Here is a 16,169-nt window from a genome sequence, read left to right as displayed (position 1 = left end):
GGTTCCAGAATGGTGAGGGTGAACGCCTTGCCGTCCTAGACGAGGCGGAAAATGCGCACTCTGCCGGAGCGCAGCACGAACAGCGCGTTGACCGGCTCTTGCTGCGAAAAGACCAGTTCCCCGCGCTGGAACCGCCGTCCCGGGACGCGCTGTTGCAGCGATTCCATCTCCTGAGACGTCAGGTCGGCAAACAGATCCACGTCACTGAGGCAGGTGAACTCGGTCTCGCTGGCGGTCAATGTCTCGCTCTCCCGTCGCCGTACGGACCATGGCTGGTCGCCGCACTTGGCAGCTTGCACGAGGTCACGGGCACAGGGCGAGCGGGTGGCAGGCACTGGCACGTGCGAAACCTCCTTGCATCGACGACTCTACCGAGGCTAGGCAAGCCCGTCATCGGCGGTCTGCAATCTAGGACACATTCCGGTGCACTGCCGAGGTGATAGGGCCACGGAGTCGGTTGCGTGCGGTGCTGCCCACGTGGTTGCCAGCGACCGCACCCGTGTCGCAAAAAGCGCATTCTGCAGCCCGGTGAAACCACACAGAACGATACGCGGTGATCTGGACTGGGTTCAGTTCGTTGAGCCTTCCTTATTCAGAACCGGCCACAGCCTCGGTCGGGCTCTGCGCGGAGGACATTCCTTCCAGGACGCGCAATAGTTCCGCCAGTGAGGAGTCAGGCTCCGTGAGCAGCTCGCGTTCGGTGGAATACACACGCGGAGCGAGGTCCGCATGGACAAGGTGACCTCGCTTCGACAAATCCACTAACACTTTACGCCGGTCGCGGGCGTCGATTTCTCGGAAGACCAACGCGGCAGTCACTAATTTGTCGACCGCCCGGGTGAGACTCGGACCAGTCAAGCCGGTCGCTTCGGCGATTTCGGACATTGAAGCGGCTCCTGCGGAGCCCGCGATCTTGTCTAACACCGACCACTGGTCGACGGCTAGGCCTTGAGCTGCAACTACCTCCTGGATAGAACCATGAACTCGACGAGTCGCAGCAGCTAGGGCCGAACCTAGTCCCGTCTTAGACATTGTGACTGTCATATCCGCCACTTCCACTCTCTTGCGTCTCAGCTACACAAGAATCTTTACATACCGAACTATTTCATGTCATGGTAAGTGACGAAGGTCTCATGAAAGGAACGGCATGCCGCATAGGTCATCGAGCTGGCGTGTCGGGATGGTGATACCCCTAGGAGGTAGTGCCGGGATCTTCGGGCCATCCTGTCAAGCAGTAGCAGAACTGGCCGCAGCCGAGCTAAACCGTGCCAGTGGGGTACTTGGACGCAAAGTGGAAATTCAGCTGGTCGACGCCAGCCGGTCCGCCCAAGAAGTTGCGACGGAGATTTCGCTCTTGATTGCCCACGATCGCATCGATGCGGTGACAGGGTGGCACATTTCCTCAGTGCGAAACGCACTCGTTCCCGCCATCGCCGGGCGCATACCCTATGTGTACACCTCGCTGTACGAAGGCGGAGAGCACCGACCAGGCGTTTACTGCAGCGGTGAAGTGCCGCACTTTCAGATCCTCCCTGCTCTGACATGGATGGCTGAACACCTCGGAAAGAGAAGTTGGTTCATTGCCGGCCATGACTACGTGTGGCCGCGGCAGACCTCGGAGGTTTTGCGGAACTCATGTACAGGGCTCGGTATTAACTTCATCGGAGAAGCGTTCGTGCCCATGGACGCTGACCGGATGGACTGCCTGATTGAGAAGGTAACCACTGCCAAATGTGATGGGGTGTTGATGTTGCTGGTGGGGCAGGAGGCCGCTGTCTTCAATCGACTCTTCGCAGAGCGCGGACTCCATGAAAAGAAGGTGCGTTATAGCCCTCTGATGGAAGAGAACATGCTATTGGCTAGTGGAGCCGAGAATACACAGAACCTCTACGTTTCGGCAGGTTTCTTCCGCACGCTGGTCACTGCTGGATCCTTCGACCTGCAAAGTCAATATGCCTCCTTCCATGGGGGGAGCGCCCCACCTCTGAATAACGTCGCCGAGTCATGTTATGAGGGGATGAACACCCTCGCCCAACTCACTCGATTGACGAGCTCCTTAGATACTCATGACATGAACAGAGTCGTCGGGACGCTGGGATATGAGGGCCCGAGAGGGACCGTGGAGTTCCACGGAAACCAAGCCGTTCACCCCGTTCACCTGGCACAGGTTCACGGGTTAGATTTTGAAGTTATCGAACAGCTCTGACGCGTGGCCCGTGCGCGAAGTCTCACCTCCTCGTGCCGCACCAGGGGTGCTGTTCCAGCCACCCGCAGGAATTAGCAAACGGACCATCTGGCGTCTTTCTTCAATGGACTGCTCCTACTCAGACCTAGCCTCTCTTTCGGCGAAGGGACCTTTATGAAGACGATGCTGATAGATCGCCAGAGATAGAAATGCGAGTAGGGTCACCCCCAGCAAGGTCTCGAATCCCCGTGTATACCCAACATTCCCTGCGCCTAAGGTTGTTCCGAGGGCGGGACCGGCGAACGCCGCCAACCCCCAGGCCGAGAACACGCGACCAAAAGCGCTACCGAAGCGGACAGAGGAACATACTCGGCGAGTCGCTAGGGGTAGAAGTGACGAGACAATTCCGTATTGCAGCGCGAGTACCGGTAGGCCGAGTGCGATCACGGTCGGTGCAAGAAACAAGACCAATGCCATCACCGCGAGAGAAAGCATCCCGCTACTGCCCCATAGGGCAGCGACGAGGCCGATGCGGGTGGACAGCGGCGCGGCCAGTAGACGACCGGAAAAATTCGCCGCCGCCATGAGTGCGACGATGAGACTAGCTGCTCCCGAGGAAATGCCTCGCTCGGTCGCGATCTGGGCCGCGTAAGCGAAGGCGAATAACCCAGGAGAAACTGAGGCGAATAACCACAACCATAGCCCTATCAGCGCGATGGTGTCGCCGATTGGTGGGACCGCCGCAGGTGCACTTTCATGCTGCGGTGATGGCCGTGGTCCCGGCAATCCCCGGCTGGCCAAGAATAGGGTTGCCCCGACAATGGCTGCAGCGAGGCCAATCGTCGCACTCCACCCCCAACGATCGGTACTCGCTGCACCGACAGGTCCAGCAATAATCGGGCCAGCTGCGTAAGCCGCCACGACTAAGCCGATCACCCCCGGTCTGCGCTGTCCGCCGCATGTGGTGGCCCAAGCAACGGCACCGACGTAAGCGAGGCCACTACCAAATCCGAACAGCACGCCGATTCCAAGGAAGAGGAAGACGATGTCTTGTACCAGTGCGGCTATGGTCAAGCCGCTGGCTGAGAGTATCCCGGCGAACACGGTAGCTCGACGTGGGCCATAGCGATCCACCACGCCTCCACAAGACAGCACGGCAAGAGAGAAAACGATTAGAGCCCCGGAGAAGACCCATCCGAGCTCGCCTACCGGGCGCCCATACTTCGTGCTTAGCGCCGGGGTAAACACACTCCAGGCGAACAACGTCCCCGCGGCGGCATTGACTGACACAGCCGCAAGCAGGGACCGAGCGGAGAAATGTGGAACCCCTGCCCCCGGTCTGGACATCACCATATATGTCCAGACCGGGCAAGGAAGAAGACAGACCGTTCGATCATGATGTGACGGCGACCTGACCTCGGTCCTGGTAGACCGGCCCGTTGCCACCGGGGCGTATGTCCACATCGAATATTTCCGTGGGCAGGAAGACCGAGCACGCGGCGTTTGGTATATCCACCACTGAGCCTATTCGCCCTTCGATGGGGGATGTTCCAAGAATCAGGTAGGCCTGCTCGCCCGTATAACCCCACTTCTTGAGGTATTCGATGGCGTTGAGGCAGGCGTTTCGATACGCCTGCGTGGCGTCCATGTATAGGTTGGTGTCGTCTCGGTGGTCAACAGAGATGCCAATGAAGGTCAGCCATTCCGAGTATGTGGGCTCCACCCGGCCGGGCATGAAAACAGGGTTGTTGTTGATACCGTATGTTTCCATACCACCCTTAATCAGGTCGAGATGGAAATCGATGTAACCTCCCATCTCGATGGCACCGCAGAAGTTGATCTCACCATCGCCCTGGGAGAAGTGTAGATCCCCGCCTGAGAAGAGTGCGCCGTCTACATAGACGGGGTAGAAGACACGGCTGCCGCGTGTGAAGTTCTTGATGTCATTGTTGCCCCCGTGTTCGCGAGGCGGCACGGTGCGCGCCCCCTCCCGCGCGATCTTCTCGAGTAGATCACCATCCGCTGTGCCTCCCAGTGTGCTCTGTTGCAGTGGAGGAAGGGCCAGTGGTGGGACCCTATCCGGGTCGGTGTCGATAAGTGCTTGCTCGCGCCTGTTCCACCGCGCTAGCAACTCCGCTGAGGGCGCAGTGCCGAAGAGGCCGGGGTGCGTAATGCCTGTGTACTTCACCCCGGGGACGTGGCGCGAAGAACACTGTTGGCCTTGAAAATCCCAGATTGCCTTATAGGCATCGGGGAAGTAGTCAGTCAGGAAACCGCCTCCATTGATCTTGGAGAAGATGCCGGAGTAGCCCCAGCCTTCGCCACAGTTCTCACCCACGACTTGAGGAACCGGTCCAAGGTCGATAATGTCCACGACCAGCAAATCACCCGGTTCGGCACCCTCCACCGCGATAGGGCCGGACAGCATGTGACAGTGGGTAAGATCTACATCGCGGACGTCGTTGGCAGAGTCGTTGTTGCCGATCTGCCCGTCGGTCCATTCCTTGCACTCAATGCGCACATCGGTTCCGGGTTTAACCGTTACTGCTGGGGGTACATCGGGGTGCCATCGGTTATGACCCGGCACCGCCTGGTCCCTCATGGATTTGCTCTGATCGATGCTAAAAACAACTTCTGGCATGGAACTTTCCTTTCATTATGTGACCGGCGTGGACGCAGGTCCGGTATCCGGTGAGGTTTCACGAGCAGTAAAGAGCCGGCCTACTGGCAGGCACAGGGCCAACAGAAGTAATCCGAGTACAGCGATGGTGACTGCGAGGGTCATGGAGTCTGGCCACCATCCGGTAAGAATCAAGAACCCCGGCAGACCGGTGGATAGAAGGGCGTTGCCGATGGCGAGGACCCCAACGGCAGGTGCGAGGTGAGACCGGTCAAGTGCCATGAGGATAAAGAAGGTGAACCAAAGGACGGCCCACATCGACCACAACACAGCGAAGACGTGATCGTCGAGTTCCACCCAAGAATGGCTTGCGAATCCGAGAGCACTCAAAGTCACCACCAATGAGAACCACCCGAGTCCGTGGTTTGTCCATCCCGTGATGGCATTGATGCCAACCCACAGGTAAGTGAACCCGAAGAAATAGAGACCGGCCGCCAGGACGATCTGTGACATGTCACCGGCAGCGAAGATCACCAGGTAAGTCGGAGTGAGAACCTGGAGAAAACCGACGAAGAGATTGAGCGGTGCAGCACCCCTGGGTGTGATATACCCCAGGAGCATTAGACCATTGACGAACAGCACCGCCCCGACATAGAGGAGACCCACCGCGGCCATGAGTCACAGTTTCGGCAGTGGCTGGTAGGGGCCGGGGGTGCGTCGCTTCGCCGGCACAGGGCTGGCCCCGGTGAATGGACTCCAACGCGGGTTCCGAGGTGGTGTCGTGCCACTGGGAATTGATCGCACGACTTGGGGCGCTTCGGAACTGGCCGCCGCGATGTCTGTCGCGCGCGTCACGGCTCCAGATGTCGTGCTCAAGGCAGGGGCGGTAAACACTCGCCGCGCGGACTTCCCGCAAGCGGGACATTGGTGCGTAGTGGTACTAGCAGACATCGGCTGGACAACGTCGAACTCATCGCATTCTGAACATCGATACATGTATGTCGGCATTTCCACTCCCTTGTATTTTCATGTGGGTATATCTCATCTGGAAATGAGCCAGGTGTCAATAGTTTGCGCTAAGCCTCTGCGGGAACGTGCTGCCCGGTGCGGAGCCGAGGACTCATGGATACTGGGCACCTAGACCGAACCGAGCAGTTCGCCAAAGGTCAGAGTCATGATTGCGACGTTTTCCCCTGAACCCTTCCAGCTGCGTGGCTACGCCAGGCTCCCTCTCGGAAGGGAAAGGTGTCCGAGATCACGTGTCAAGGTTGAGCCGGGTGAGACTCCGAAACACGCGCTCGTGCGCGAAGTTCCCGAAGAGCTCAACGTCGTGGTCACTGTCACGACCGCCATCGGCACGGACGTCACGTGGGTTGGTGAAACTGCGATCCAACTGACCTGCTTCCATGCCCACCTTCGCGGTGCTAAAACAATGCACAGTTCAGATCACGACCAGCTTCGTTGGCTCCCCGTAACCGAGTTAGACCAACTTGAGTGTGCCCCACCCGGTCTCCCAGCAGTCCGGCGCCTCATGTCGGCAGCCAATGTCAGTGGACCAACAGGCCCAAGTGAAAATGAAAAGTGCGTTCAAACGCTCCAGGGATCAATAAGTTGCACGCCGGTGGCGGTGAAGTCATTGGTGTTCCGCGTGGCACATGTGGCCCCGTGTGCACGGCAGATTGCCGCGATCTGGACATCAGCGGTGTGAATCGGCAGACCGGCCCGCTCACGTGCCGAGAGGACCTCGGCGGGGCGACGCCAGGCTCCGGCTGTGGGCGGAAGATCTCCGAGATCACGTTCGTGTACAGGACAATCAATCGAAGTCCGCCGATCGGGCGATATCCGTGCGCTCGGGCATCGGGAGCTCTTCGACCCCACCGGCTTCCTGAGCCGCGTGCAACAGCGCCAGGCCCACATGAGGCCGCCTTGCGGCTTGGGTCAGGATGTGGCGGACTTCTGCTTCCATAGAGCGCCCGTGCTCCCTCGCCTGGGCGGGGAGCTGCTTCTTGACAGACTCGTCAAGTCCCCGGACGACGATGGATGCCACAGAGACCACCTCCTACTGCGAGATCAGTCATGATCTCATCCCGATGAGAAGGAGCTGTCTTCAACGGAAGGTTCAGCGGAATTCCTCGCCGACCCCGCCGTAGCCAGCCCTAGCTGATATCGGGCCAGTCTGTCGTCAGGTACGCCTCGACGGCTCTGTGGTGGAAGGAATAGCGGGTGCCTCGGTTGATAATGCCGCGTTGTCGATCGAGTCGTTGAGCCAGGGCTCCGGCTTCGGTGCCCTTCGTGTAGCCCATGTGTTGCGCGAGGGTCGTCAGCTTGCGATCCTCTGGGCCCAGTTCTGCCATCGCTTCAACGAACTGACGCTCACGCTCCGGTAGACGCTCCAGGATGCGCTGGGCATGCCCCTCGGCCTCGGCGAGGGCATCACGCCAGCCCGTCTTGACGTGCTCAGCGGTGATGACGTTGCTGGTATCGGCGTACCAGGCGCGTTCACCGGGCAACTGGAACAGGAACGGCTCTCCGCCGGCCAATTCGACGATGGCTCGCTGCGCGGACTGTTCCATGTAGATGCGTTGCTCGCCTGTTTCTCCACCGGTAACCTCCCACCCGTTGGTCACAAATGGTTGCAGCGCGGTGAAAAGATCATCATCATCTAGGGGAGCCAACGTGGTGGTCTGGAAGCGACGGGCAAAAGTCGCTCCTTTGCGTGCGCCTGCCATGTCTGAGAATTCAGGTAATCCGGTGACGTAGACCGCAAGCGGCAGAGCCTGTTCGAACTGCACCTGGCCCGGTGCAGTGACGAGTTCTTCATGAGTCAGCGCGTCACCTAGTGCTGTCAACAGCTGCGAGAGCACGTCCTCATTGCTGATGTTCTGGATCTCGTCGATATGGATCATGACCATGACCTCGCGGTGACGCAGGGCAGAGCGTCCAATTTCGATCGGCAACTCGGTCAGTCTTCTTGCGAGCCCGAGTTGTCCAGCCAGAGCCAGCAGCGCAGCGGTCAGTCGCTTCAGCGCATCAGTATCTGGGGAGCCCTTGTTAGCTTTATCGACGTTCTCCCACGCTGTTAAAGTTAACGCCGATTACTTTCCCTGAACTTTCCCTGAGCGGCCAGCGGTCCTCTGATCAGGGAAGCCGACGGCGACGTCGTCGTTCTTCCCGGTGGCGCACCAGGCCGGAGAGGACCCCGGTGGCAGTCCGGGCGAAGCGAGAATCCAGGCCGGAACGGGCGTGCGCGATGGCGGCATTCCACAGCGCATCGCTGTAGGTGGGGTAGGGGTGGGTGATCTGCGCCAGCTGGCGCGTGCTCATTTTCTGTGAGACTGCCACAGCCAGTTCGCCCAGCGACTCGCCGGCACGCGGGCCTACGATGGTGCCGCCGAGGATACGTCCACGTGCGCCGATGACGAGCCGGACAAATCCTTCTTGCGCCCCCTCCGTCACCGCGCGGTCCGTGTCCTTCAGGTACACGGTGGAGGTGGTCTGGCCTGGGCCTGCGGGTGCCGTCTTACCCACAGCGGCCACTTCCGGGGAGGTGAAGGTCACCCGCGGCACCACCTGGCCCACTGATCGCCGTAAACCTAACACCGCGTTCGACGCCGCCGTACTCGCGTAGACGCCCGCGAGGTGGGTGAACTTCGGATACTGGGTCACATCCCCGGCAGCCCAGATGGACCTGCTGGCGGTGCGCATTGAGGCGTCGATGAGCACTTGCCCGCGCTCATCGCAATCGACGCCTAGGGCGTCTAAGCCCAGGGTGGCGGTGTGGGCAGTGCGTCCGGTGGCGACGAGGATCATGTCGGCCTCGATTTCCTGACCTGCTGTTGTGGTGACCACCGTGGTTCCGCGGGTAGAGCAGACGTGTTGAGCTTCCTCATGCAGGAGCACATTCACTCCATCGCGCTCCAGGCTGGCGTGGACAAGGTCCGCCGCTTCCGCGTCCTCTTGGGGGAGCAGTCCTGAGCGGACTAGCAGCGTCACTCGGGAACCCAGCCGGGCGAAGGCCTGTCCGAGCTCGCAGGCGATGGGCCCGCCGCCGAGCACCAGCAGTCGAGACGGCAGGCTCGGCAGGTCCCAGATGGTCTCCGAGGTGACGAAGGGGACCTCTTGCAGTCCTTCGACCGGAGGGATGGAGGGGGCACTTCCGGTGGCGATGAGCGCTTGGCGGAAGCGAATCAGCTTCCCGTTCACGAGCGCTTCACCGGGTGTGGTGAACCGCGCGGTTCCCTGCAGAACGGTGATCCCGAACGCTTCCAAAGTCTCCGGCGAGTCTTCGGGCTCAATGGTGCGGATTGCCTCGCGGATCCGGCGGCGGATGCTGTCAAAGTCCGGCTCTGCGCCGGAGGCCTCCCGGTCTGCAGCGGCTTGCGCGGCCGCAGAGAGGAGCGTCTTGGATGGCACGCAACCGGTCCACAGACAGTCACCCCCTGTGCGGTTCTCCTCCACCAGGATCGTGCGGGCTCCCAGCCGCACGGCCGTCTTGGCCCCCACAATGCCGGCGGTGCCACCGCCTATGACCAGCAGATCGATCGGTTCTTCCACGGTGGCGCTCCCTGTATTGTCGTGACAGGCCGCCCTCGCCTGGCCCCGCGACCGCGGGACCTTGGCACTTGCGAAAAACTTTATCGATTGTATGAGGGCATGGGGCCGCGAAGGTCCTCTGTGGCGTCGTTGCATGCTTGTATCAAGTCATCGGGGAGTGGCCCCTTTGAGAGCGCGGTGAGGTTGCCCCTGAGCTGCTGTGCCCGTGAGGCTCCTAGTAGGACGGAATTGGTCACAGGCTGCGAAATGATCCACCTCAGCGTAAGTTCTACCAAGGTGAGTCCAGACTCCTCCGCGAGCCGGTCTAACTGAGAGACGCCAGAGAATAGTTGGTTTTTCCAGTACCGATTCTTGTACCTCGATGCGACTTTCGAGGAGGAGAAGCGACCGCTGGGACCCGGGCCCTGCGCGAAATCGTACTTGCCGCTGAGCAACCCACCGGCAAGCAGGTTGTACGCCATGGTGTGGTAGTTCCGCGTGGCAGCGAATTCGACGAATTCCTCCTCTATCCGTCGAGCCAAAGGGTTGTACAGCTGTTGTGCGACTGCGGCGCGAGGCATGCCAAGCTTGTCAGCTGTGGCCTCGAGGTCCGCGATTTGCCACGCTGAGTAGTTGGACACCCCCCAGGCTCGAATTTGTCCCTGATTCATCAAATTCTTGACGGTCTGAAGGGTTTCAAGAATAGGAGTCTGTCGGTCTGGTTTATGTAAGTAAAAAAGGTCGACACTCTCGCGGCGCAACCTTCGCAAGCTGCCATCTATGGACGCTTGAAGCCCCTCCGGAGAAAGAGGGGGGTAACCCTCAGCATCCGGATGGGGCATGCCAGCCTTGGTGCAGATCAGACAGTCGTCGAGTTCGGCATGTAGGTCTCCGAGTATTCGTTCTGCGTCGCCGTCCGCATACCCATTGGCAGTGTCGATAATATTTACCCCGGCTTCACGCGCGATGTTGAGTATGTGGCGCGCAGCATCGCGGTCGACAGTGTCACCGAAAGTGAGCGTGCCGAGAACTTGCGCCGATACGGGACGCTGAAAGCCTGGCAAGGAATTGAACTGCATGCGCTTCCTCTCCGGTTGAGTGAATTCGCCCGAGGGCTCAATGAACGTCCCGGTTCTCCCTATACTGCTGTGAGTCGGCTCGATCATCGGTGCGGGCCGGGGATGGCGTAGAGTTTCGTCGCACGAGTGTCCGGGTCAGCGTTCGGAGCTTCCCGTGCGCCTCGTGCTGTCCTCAAAAGTTGCGTGGCCATTGTTGCAATGGGTCTGCTCTTGAGCGCGATCTGTCGTCATTGAATGTCGTGCAACTGTAGTTATTCAGGGAGGGTGCGATGGCTTCGGTTCTCTCCGGGTTCACTGTGATCTGGGTGATCATTGTGACCGGATATTTGATCGGCCGTTTCCACCTCATCCCCTACGAGGCTCGCACAAGCCTTAGCCGTGTGGCGTTTTTCATTGCTACTCCGTGCCTTCTGTTTGTCACCATCTCCCAGGCCGAGTTCCGCGAGGTCGTCGGCCCGCAGATGGCAATTGCGGCAATCAGTGCTGTGACAACCCTTGCGCTCTTTTCTGTGTTGAGCGTCGTACTATTCAGGCAACGGACCGGGGCAGAGCGCCTTTTGGGAGGGATGAGTGCCTCCTTGGTAAATGCTACGAACCTTGGGCTCCCCATTGCGGCTTATGTCTTGGGGGATTTGGCGCTAGCAGCGCCGGTCATCGTGTTTCAACTCGCACTCTATACACCGCTTTATGTGATCGCCCTGGACCAGCTGACACGGAGTCGCGGTTCGTCTGGCAGATCCTCCCCACAGAATGAGTCTCAGACGAGTCCGAGCGCAATGGCAGCAGTTCTCCGAAGTGTCGGTCAATCAGCTGGCAATCCCATGGTGTTGGGGGCTCTGTTAGGTCTCTTGTTCTCCTGGCAGCAATGGCGACTACCAGGGCCCCTTCAGGAGTCGGTGGAGGTCATCGGCGGAGCTGCCGTGCCGCTGATGCTACTTGCTTTCGGGCTCTCTCTGGTGGGAACGAAGCCATTGGCTCGCGCCTCCGGTCGCCGTGCCGAGGTTTTGACGGCCTGCGTCTTCAAGCTTGTTCTTCACCCAACGTTGGCCTACCTATGCGCTACATTAATTTTCGGTCTCCAAGGCCACCAGCTCCTCACGGCCGTAGTCCTGGGAGGCCTACCCGCGGCGCAGAACGTGTTTATTTCCGCGATTCGCTACGGAACAGGAGAGATCGTCGCTAGAGACACAGTGCTGCTGACGACGCTCTTGGCCATACCCTCCATCACTCTGTTCGTGGCAATCACGGCCCAATAGTTGCGTTCAGAGGAGTTCCCCGACCTAAGTGCGTGTCGGGGAACTCCTCTGAACGCGGATTCTGGGAACCCGCTGGGTCGCTTATGCAAGCAGTGGAATGAGGAATGACAGGACTAGGAGCACAAAGGCGCCGCCGAGCCTGCTCGATATCTGCAGGAATGGCATGAGCTCCAGCCTGTTGGCGGCACTGAGTACTGCGACATCGCCTGTACCTCCCATATCGGTCATACCCAAACCGATCGATACGGACGATTCCAGGAAGTAGAACTTCACTAATCTACCCAATAGCCCCGCCATGATGGCGGCAAGAAAGACAGTCGCGACGACCAGTACGAAGTACGTGCCATCGCCGAATAGTCCGAGCAGCTCGGCGATATCTAGGTACGCGACACCCACCCCGACCAGCAATGCAGCCGTTAGGGTCCGGGCGACAAAGCCATACCAAACAACAACAGCTTCTTCAAAGGACTGGGGGAGTAAGCCGAATATCTTGATCATCGCTGCGAGCAAGATGGTCCAGGCGTATGAGTGGATACCAGGTGTAAACACTGCAATGATCGTGCCCATAATGAATAGCGTGCCTGAGAGCGCCAGCCCGACAGACAGCATACGGAAAGTGCCGAAGTTCTTGCGTTTTCCTAATTGGAAGTCCCTGGGGTCGCCAGTCGCTTTGACCAGGTTGCCTTCGCCATTGAAGCCAACGAAGAGTTGTTTGCCATTTTGTGACACACCGTTGTATATTCCGGCGATCATAATTGCCAGCACATTGGCGACGACGATCGCAGGGATGAGCTGAGTGAGGTAATCCTCAGAGCCCCCGCCCATTTGGAGGGCATACATTTCTGACATCGGGACCGCGCCAGCTCCGATACCGCCGCCGAGGATGGGGCCCGCGACGTAAAGAATGCCGTCACGGAATCCAAAGCCAAGTAGTGAGGCAAGACCACCAATGGTCACAAATACAATGGCGACCATGCCCACTAGTGGGACGGCAAACCGGGCGCCGGCCCTTAGGAGAATTTGGCGCGGCATTCCCAGGATGCTTCCGGAGATCAATGCCGCAATGTAGAAATTGATGAACCCGGATTCGCTGGTGAAGGTGTCGATCACCTCAGCCATCTGCTGCGGCATCCAGCCAAGGTAAAGAAATATGGATGGAACTAGGATGCAGAGAACCGTGGGTAGGCCGTACTTCTTGATCACTGGCACACGCTCGCCAGCCCACCAAAGTAGTCCGCCCAGTACCATCACCACTGTGAAGCCAGAGATGATTTCATTGGGCATTGCCTCCAGGAGTGATGCCGCGATGACGACCACGAACATCGCCAGGAACCACGGAATCTTCATCCCCATGATTCTTGACGGGACTTCGTCCTCACGGATGCCTACGTCGGCATCGCTGGAGAGTCCGGCTTTCTCATTGGATTGAGACATCATACTGTCCTCTTTCGTTCACGTTCCTGGATGTTCAAGGTGTTCGAGGACTCAGGGCACCGAAGTAGCGACATCGTGTGCTCGAGCTGGCACTCACCTGGGTTCAAATGTGACGTGCCACACTCGTAGCGTACTGGATATGGGATACTGTATCCAGTAGAGGAGGAATAACGATGACTGACTCACTCCGTGAGCGCCCTCTTGGTGAGCGATTGGCAGAGTTATTGCGAAAGCAGATTCTGAACGGCGATCTGGCTCCGGGCACCGAAATACGACAAGAAGCCCTAGCGCGCCAGTACGAAGTTTCACGGATCCCTGTCCGTGAGGCTTTGCAAAATTTGGAGCGCGACGGCTTCGTCGTGGTCAAGCCCAACCGGCGAGTGGTTATTGCGGAAGTGACTAGCGGCGACCTCAATGATCACTATGAGGCCCGCGCTCTGATTGAGGGAGCCCTTGCTAAGCGAGCAGCCGCTCAATCGCGGGGCTCTGCAGACCTTCGCGAGGCGTATCTCGTAGGTGAAAAGCTGCTGGGAACGGCCGATACTGGAGCGCTCGTCCGTGCCAATGAAATTTTTCATCGCGCTGTTTGGGAAGCATCTGGAAGCACCCGGCTGTACGCGCTTGCTAATCAGCTGTGGACAGGGATACCCCCCTACCGAGCCTTTCTCTTTCCTGAGGGTATTCGAGCGTCAATTGAAGAACACTCCCGGATCTTGGAGGCCATCAATTCGGGTGATGAAGATCTAGCTCAGGAACACATGAGCCAGCACATCCTCGGAGCACGCGACGACGTCCTCCGGGCTCGCCAAACGCAGGCACCTGCCGAGGAGCTGCATACATAGCCACCAACCTTTTCCGATATTCAAGAAAAGACCACTTTGTAGACCATCAGTACCGACTTCAAGCTGTTTTCTTTAGCACTTTCCCCGGACGGAGTATCCATGATTGACGAGACTGCCACGCTGCTATTCGTACCCGCCGACCGACCCGACCGTTTTGAAAAAGCGTGTATGAGCGGAGCAGATGCGATCATCATTGATCTTGAAGACGCCCTGGCAGCCTCCCAAAAGGATGCCGCTAGGGCCCGCCTGCGTCGCGAGTTGCCGAACCTGAATCCTCGGGACGTCTTGGTGGGGGTGCGAGTCAATAGTGCCGCGACCGAACACCTGCCTGAAGACGGAGCGTTTCTTGCTGACCTTGCCGACCATATCGATTTTGTAGTGCTTCCTGAAGTTCAAGGAATAGAAGATCTCCAACTACTTGAGCAGCATGTGGACGGCGTCATGGCCAGGCTCCCCGTAGTGGCTCTCATTGAATCCAGTCGAGGCATTGTCAACGCCCTAGCGATTGCAGAGTACCCTGCCGTTCGGCGGCTAGCCCTCGGTGCAGCTGATCTCTCCCACGAGTGGCAGATTGAGCCGACCGGTGGAGGAGAAGAATTTGATTATGTGAGGCAGCAGCTTGTGATCGCGTCTCGAGCCGCTGGCCTCAACGGCCCCATCGACACTCCCCACATGAATGTGCAAGACAGCGAGGGGCTCTCAGCCCGCATGGGTCCAATCGTTCAATTAGGGATGAAAGGCAAACTGTGCATTCATCCCAGCCAGGTGGAGATCGCTAGAAAGGGATTCCTGGTTACTGAAGAAGAGTTCCATCGTTTGAGGGAATTAATATCCGTTTTCGAGGATGCCGAGGGTCAGGGGAACGCTTCGATCAAACTTTCCGACGGAAGCTTCATCGACTACCCGGTCTATCGCCGCGCTGTGCGCCACGTCGAGGCTTACGAGCGATTCCATGGGATAAATAATTAATTATATAAATATAAAGAGCCTTACAAATATCAGGAAGTAGTTTGCATATGCTTTTACACGGAGTTCGAGTTCTTGACCTGTCTCGACTGGTGGCAGGCAACCAGTTGAGTCTTCTCTTGGCAGACTTCGGTGCTGACGTTATCAAGGCCGAAGCCGTCGGTACCGGAGACACCCTGAGAAACTGGAACACGCAGGGCGTCGAGACCTATTGGAAGACCTACGCTCGGAATAAGCGCAGCCTCGAGGTCAATCTGAAGGACGAATATCACCTGGAGATCATGAAGCGCCTAGTTCAGTCGTCTGACGTCGTAGTAGACAGCTTCAAGCCAGGCGACATGGCCAAGTTTGGCCTTTCTGATGACGTCCTCGAGCAGTTAAACCCCTCGATTATTATTGTTCATATTTCTGGTTGGGGGCTCACTGGCTCGCGGGCGTCGATGCCCGGATTTGGGACACTGATAGAAGCAGCATCCGGCATGGCAGACCGGACCGGGGAGCCGGATGGGCCCCCACAATTGCCGCCGGGGGCATTCGCCGACATGGTGGCGGGGACTTTTGGTGCCTTCGCCGTCGCAGCATCGCTTTTTGGTCGTGTCGAGGGCAAGAGTGAAGTCATTGACTTGTCTCTCTTCGAGCCTCTATTCGCGATCATGGGTCCTCAAGCGGCCGATTTTAGTATCACCGGCGAATCGCCGCAAAGGTCGGGGAGCAGATTGAACTCGACGGCGCCGCGAAATGTCTACCAATGTGCAGATGGAAAGTGGGTCGCCCTTTCTGGATCTACTCAAGCTATGGCGGAACGCTTATTCGCCGCCATCGGGCATGAGGAGCTGATCAATGACCCGCGGTTTGCTACAAACTCTGCTCGTATTGCCAATGTTGAGGAGTTAGATGACTACATATCTCAGTACTTTATCCAATACTCCAGAAAGCATGTGCTGGAATATCTGACCAGCCAGGGTGTCACGGCGGGACCGGTCTCTAAGATTGAGGAATTAGTGGATTCTGATTACTTTACTTCTCGCGGCGTCCTGGTGGGTGAGGGCCAAGATTTGATGCACGATGTTGTTCCGCGATTGAAACGGTCTCCCGGGACGCTTCGTCGTCCAGCGCCGTCTCTTGGTGAACATACCGCCGAGATTGTTGCTGAAGTCAGTAATGACGCTGAGCTTGAGCAATACTTGCAACGTCTGCAGAAGTAGTCGTCAAGGGCGCTAAACCGGCTCTTCGCGTTTGAGGGTGTAGAGGCAG

The 16,169-nt window shown here is 58.4% G+C and carries 17 protein-coding genes; 6 read left to right on the top strand and 11 right to left on the bottom strand.

Annotated features, from left to right (window positions below):
- Positions 1 to 35: 35 nt before the first annotated feature.
- Together FEF27_RS13475 and FEF27_RS11230 are read right to left on the bottom strand one after the other, a co-directional pair.
- Entirely contained in the window at positions 36 to 239 is a 204-nt protein-coding gene (locus FEF27_RS13475; protein ID WP_208009826.1) for a cyclic nucleotide-binding domain-containing protein, read from the bottom strand.
- 349 nt (positions 240 to 588) lie between these two features.
- Positions 589 to 1,032: a MarR family winged helix-turn-helix transcriptional regulator gene (locus tag FEF27_RS11230; RefSeq protein ID WP_243729211.1), complete on the bottom strand. Its 444-nt coding sequence runs from the start codon at positions 1,030 to 1,032 to the stop codon at positions 589 to 591.
- Positions 1,033 to 1,147: 115 nt separating this feature from the next.
- Here FEF27_RS11230 and FEF27_RS11225 point away from each other — a divergent pair, with 115 nt between their 5' ends.
- Positions 1,148 to 2,206, top strand: a complete 1,059-nt coding sequence (locus FEF27_RS11225) for a substrate-binding domain-containing protein (protein WP_341805721.1) — start codon at positions 1,148 to 1,150, stop codon at positions 2,204 to 2,206.
- Between the two features lie 114 nt (positions 2,207 to 2,320).
- Here the strand turns inward: FEF27_RS11225 and FEF27_RS11220 are convergent, their stop codons facing one another.
- Genes FEF27_RS11220 through FEF27_RS13880 form a run of 4 tightly spaced genes read right to left on the bottom strand, consistent with a single transcriptional unit; the run spans position 2,321 to position 5,801 of the window.
- Positions 2,321 to 3,532, bottom strand: a complete 1,212-nt coding sequence (locus FEF27_RS11220; RefSeq protein WP_243729213.1) for an MFS transporter — start codon at positions 3,530 to 3,532, stop codon at positions 2,321 to 2,323.
- Positions 3,533 to 3,578: 46 nt separating this feature from the next.
- Complete coding sequence (gene fmdA / locus FEF27_RS11215) at positions 3,579 to 4,826, bottom strand: formamidase (RefSeq protein WP_138170980.1); 1,248 nt, start codon at positions 4,824 to 4,826, stop codon at positions 3,579 to 3,581.
- Between the two features lie 15 nt (positions 4,827 to 4,841).
- Entirely contained in the window at positions 4,842 to 5,480 is a 639-nt protein-coding gene (locus tag FEF27_RS11210; protein WP_138170978.1) for an AmiS/UreI family transporter, read from the bottom strand.
- Between the two features lie 3 nt (positions 5,481 to 5,483).
- Positions 5,484 to 5,801 (bottom strand): FmdB family zinc ribbon protein, encoded by a 318-nt coding sequence (locus FEF27_RS13880; protein WP_424991683.1) that lies wholly within the window; start codon positions 5,799 to 5,801, stop codon positions 5,484 to 5,486.
- 178 nt (positions 5,802 to 5,979) lie between these two features.
- Here FEF27_RS13880 and FEF27_RS13875 point away from each other — a divergent pair, with 178 nt between their 5' ends.
- On the top strand, positions 5,980 to 6,513 hold the full coding sequence (locus FEF27_RS13875; RefSeq protein ID WP_138170975.1) for an NUDIX domain-containing protein: 534 nt from the start codon (positions 5,980 to 5,982) through the stop codon (positions 6,511 to 6,513).
- 105 nt (positions 6,514 to 6,618) lie between these two features.
- Here FEF27_RS13875 and FEF27_RS11190 read toward each other — a convergent pair whose 3' ends face one another.
- The 4 genes from FEF27_RS11190 to FEF27_RS11175 all read right to left on the bottom strand — a co-directional run bounded on the left by FEF27_RS11190 (position 6,619) and on the right by FEF27_RS11175 (position 10,417).
- Complete coding sequence (locus tag FEF27_RS11190; protein WP_138170973.1) at positions 6,619 to 6,852, bottom strand: FitA-like ribbon-helix-helix domain-containing protein; 234 nt, start codon at positions 6,850 to 6,852, stop codon at positions 6,619 to 6,621.
- Positions 6,853 to 6,961: 109 nt separating this feature from the next.
- Positions 6,962 to 7,711 carry a hypothetical protein gene (locus FEF27_RS11185; protein WP_138170971.1) on the bottom strand — a complete coding sequence of 250 codons (750 nt, stop codon included), beginning with the start codon at positions 7,709 to 7,711 and terminating at the stop codon, positions 6,962 to 6,964.
- A gap of 232 nt (positions 7,712 to 7,943) precedes the next feature.
- Positions 7,944 to 9,359 (bottom strand): dihydrolipoyl dehydrogenase family protein, encoded by a 1,416-nt coding sequence (locus tag FEF27_RS11180; RefSeq protein WP_208009822.1) that lies wholly within the window; start codon positions 9,357 to 9,359, stop codon positions 7,944 to 7,946.
- Between the two features lie 80 nt (positions 9,360 to 9,439).
- The gene (locus FEF27_RS11175) at positions 9,440 to 10,417 is read right to left on the bottom strand and encodes an aldo/keto reductase (protein ID WP_138170968.1); all 978 of its coding nucleotides are present in this window, start codon (positions 10,415 to 10,417) and stop codon (positions 9,440 to 9,442) included.
- A gap of 269 nt (positions 10,418 to 10,686) precedes the next feature.
- On the opposite strand from FEF27_RS11175, the gene FEF27_RS11170 reads away from it, so the two are divergent.
- Positions 10,687 to 11,673: an AEC family transporter gene (locus tag FEF27_RS11170; protein WP_138170966.1), complete on the top strand. Its 987-nt coding sequence runs from the start codon at positions 10,687 to 10,689 to the stop codon at positions 11,671 to 11,673.
- Positions 11,674 to 11,754: 81 nt separating this feature from the next.
- On the opposite strand, the gene FEF27_RS11165 is transcribed toward FEF27_RS11170, so the two are convergent.
- Complete coding sequence (locus FEF27_RS11165; RefSeq protein WP_138170964.1) at positions 11,755 to 13,110, bottom strand: 2-hydroxycarboxylate transporter family protein; 1,356 nt, start codon at positions 13,108 to 13,110, stop codon at positions 11,755 to 11,757.
- A gap of 170 nt (positions 13,111 to 13,280) precedes the next feature.
- On the opposite strand from FEF27_RS11165, the gene FEF27_RS11160 reads away from it, so the two are divergent.
- From FEF27_RS11160 to FEF27_RS11150, 3 genes are all read left to right on the top strand, one after another.
- Positions 13,281 to 13,949 carry a GntR family transcriptional regulator gene (locus tag FEF27_RS11160; RefSeq protein ID WP_138170963.1) on the top strand — a complete coding sequence of 223 codons (669 nt, stop codon included), beginning with the start codon at positions 13,281 to 13,283 and terminating at the stop codon, positions 13,947 to 13,949.
- 99 nt (positions 13,950 to 14,048) lie between these two features.
- A complete protein-coding gene (locus FEF27_RS11155; protein WP_138170961.1) occupies positions 14,049 to 14,918 on the top strand; it encodes an HpcH/HpaI aldolase/citrate lyase family protein in 870 nt (289 codons plus the stop codon).
- 47 nt (positions 14,919 to 14,965) lie between these two features.
- Positions 14,966 to 16,120 carry a CaiB/BaiF CoA transferase family protein gene (locus FEF27_RS11150; protein ID WP_138170959.1) on the top strand — a complete coding sequence of 385 codons (1,155 nt, stop codon included), beginning with the start codon at positions 14,966 to 14,968 and terminating at the stop codon, positions 16,118 to 16,120.
- Positions 16,121 to 16,169 lie beyond the last annotated feature (49 nt).

The organism is Nesterenkonia sphaerica, assembly GCF_005771565.1.
In the GTDB taxonomy this organism is placed as follows: Bacteria; Actinomycetota; Actinomycetes; order Actinomycetales; family Micrococcaceae; genus Nesterenkonia; species Nesterenkonia sphaerica.
Note: the sequence above shows the minus strand (reverse complement) of the source record. Positions and strands in the feature narration are given on the sequence as shown.